Origin of the sequence: Phenylobacterium sp., from assembly GCF_024508875.1 — a bacterium.
In the GTDB taxonomy this organism is placed as follows: Bacteria; Pseudomonadota; Alphaproteobacteria; order Caulobacterales; family Caulobacteraceae; genus Phenylobacterium.
In genome coordinates this window covers 1-2,383 of sequence record NZ_JANINU010000222.1, presented here as the reverse complement: position 1 = coordinate 2,383, position 2,383 = coordinate 1, and the positions used below count along the sequence as shown (strand labels likewise).

The 2,383-nt window shown below is 70.5% G+C and carries 4 protein-coding genes; all 4 read left to right on the top strand.

Annotated features, from left to right (window positions below; genetic code table 11):
* Positions 1-129 (top strand): flagellar basal body rod C-terminal domain-containing protein (locus Q0L11_RS15940; RefSeq protein WP_296598528.1); only part of this gene is annotated, 129 nt, incomplete at its 5' end.
* Between the two features lie 14 nt (positions 130-143).
* A complete protein-coding gene (gene flgG / locus Q0L11_RS15935; protein WP_296598524.1) occupies positions 144-932 on the top strand; it encodes a flagellar basal-body rod protein FlgG in 789 nt (262 codons plus the stop codon).
* A gap of 4 nt (positions 933-936) precedes the next feature.
* A complete protein-coding gene (gene flgA, locus Q0L11_RS15930) occupies positions 937-1,686 on the top strand; it encodes a flagellar basal body P-ring formation chaperone FlgA (RefSeq protein ID WP_296598522.1) in 750 nt (249 codons plus the stop codon).
* An 11-nt stretch (positions 1,687-1,697) separates the two neighbouring features.
* A partial coding sequence (flgH, locus tag Q0L11_RS15925) for a flagellar basal body L-ring protein FlgH (RefSeq protein ID WP_296598521.1) occupies positions 1,698-2,383 on the top strand: 686 nt, incomplete at its 3' end.

Below are 2,383 nucleotides of genomic sequence, written 5' to 3'. Positions count from 1 at the left end.
GTCAAGCCGGTCCTGGAGATCACCCGCATGGTCGAGGTGAGCCGGGCCTACGAATCCACCGCCAAGATGATCGATTCCGAAGCCGACCTGTCGCGCCGCTCCGTCGAGCGCCTGGGCCGGGTTCAGTAAGAGGATAACGACCGATGCAAGCGCTCCGCACCGCCGCCACCGGCATGGCCGCCCAGCAGCTCAACGTGGAAGTCATCTCCCACAACATCGCCAACATGAACACGGTCGGCTTCAAGCGCGAGCGGGCCGAGTTCCAGGACCTGCTCTATCAGACCTACCAGGCCGCCGGCACGCAGTCGTCGGACCAGGGGACCATCGTCCCCACGGGCGTCCAGGTCGGCGCCGGTGTGAAGGCCAGCGCGGTCTACCGCGTCGGCACCCAGGGCACCCTGACCAAGACCGACAACCAGTACGACATCGCCATCAACGGGCGCGGCTACTTCCAGGTGCTGATGCCGTCGGGCGAGAACGCCTACACCCGCGCCGGCAACCTGGCGGTCAACGACCAGGGCCAGCTCGTCACCCAGGACGGCTACCAGATCCAGCCGGCGATCACGATCCCGCAGGACGCCGTCTCGGTCTCGATCTCCAAGTCGGGGCAGGTCGAGGTGCAGCAGGCCGGCCAGACCGGCACCAACATCGTCGGCGTCATCGAGCTGGCCACCTTCGTCAACGACGGGGGCCTGGAAGCCCTCGGCGACAACCTGCTGAAGGAAACCGCCGCCTCGGGCGCGCCCACCACCGGCACGCCGGGCTCGGTCGGCATCGGCACGCTGCAGCAGGGCTACACCGAAGCCTCGAACGTCGACGCGGTCGCCGAGATCTCGGCCCTGATCGTCGCCCAGCGCGCCTACGAGATGAACTCCAAGGTCATCTCCACGGCCGACAACATGCTCGCCACCGCCAACCAGTTGAAGTCGTAAGCCGATGAAAGCGCTCGTGTTCCTGGCGGCCCTCGCCATCGCTTCGCCGGCCCTGGCCGCGACGCCCGTGACCCTGAAGGCCAGCGCCTTCGACGCCGACGGCGTGGTCACCCTCGGCGACATTTTCAACGGCGCCGGCGCGGCCGGCGCGACCCCGATCGCCACCCGCACGGGCGCCAGCGTGATGCTGAACGCCGCCGCCGTCCGCGCCGCGGCCTATCGGGCCGGCCTGGACTGGCCGAACGCCGAGGGCCTGCGGCAGATCGTCGTGACCGGCGCCGCCTCGGCCGCCGCCGCCGGCAGCCCGGCAAGTGTTGCCGCTCGCGGCAATGTGGACGTCCTCACCTGGGCCCGCTCGATCGGCGCCGGCGAAATCGTCCAGCCCGCCGACCTGATCTGGGGCAAGGCCGCCGCCGCCCCCGCGGACGCGCCGAACGATCCCGACGCGGTCATCGGCCTCGCCGCCCGCCGCCCCCTCCGCGAAGGCGCCGCCGTGGCCGCCCGGGACGTGTCGGCCCCGCAGGTGGTCAAGGCAAACGAGATCGTAACCCTCACGTACGAGAACGAGGGCGTCTCCCTCGCGCTCCAGGCCAAGGCCCTTGGCGGCGGCGCGGTCGGCGAGACCATCAACGTGCAGAACGTCACGTCGAAGAAGACCGTCCAGGCCGTGGTCACCGGACCCGGCGCGGCGGCGGTCGGACCCGCGGCGGAGCAGCTGAAGCTGATCCGCTCCCAACGTTACGCCTCGCGTTGAAGGAAGCTCACATGCGCCTGCGCCTCGTCGCCCTCGCCGTCCTCCTCAGCCCGCTCGCGGCCTGCTCCACCGTCGCCGAGGCGGTGAAGGGCCCCGAGCTCGCCCCCGTCGGCTACCCCGCCGCCCTGGTGCCGCGCGAGCAGGCGATCATGCCGCTGGCCTCGGTGCGCGAGCCCGGCCCGCAGCCCGCGTCGGCCAACTCGCTGTGGCGCACCGGCGCCCGCGCGTTCTTCAACGACCAGCGCGCCAGCCGCGTCGGCGACATCGTCACCGTCAACATCGACATCGACGACAGCGCCAAGACCACCAACGCCACCACCAGTTCGCGCACCTCGGGCATGACCGCCGGCGTCCCGCACCTGCTGGGCCTGGAGTCCACGCTGGGCAAGATCCTGCCGGGCGACTTCAAGCCCGAGGCGGCCATCGAGACCAACTCGACCACCAACAACGCCGGCGCCGGCCAGGTGAACCGCTCCGAAAAGATCAGCCTGACCATCGCGGCGGTCGTCACCGGCATCCTGCCCAACGGCAACATGATGATCCAGGGGACCCAGGAGGTGCGCACCAACACCGACCTGCGCCAGCTCACGGTCGCCGGCATCGTGCGCCCCGAGGACATCTCCTCGGCCAACACCATCCGCCACACCCAGATCGCGGAAGCCCGCATCAGCTACGGCGGCCGCGGCGACATCAGCCG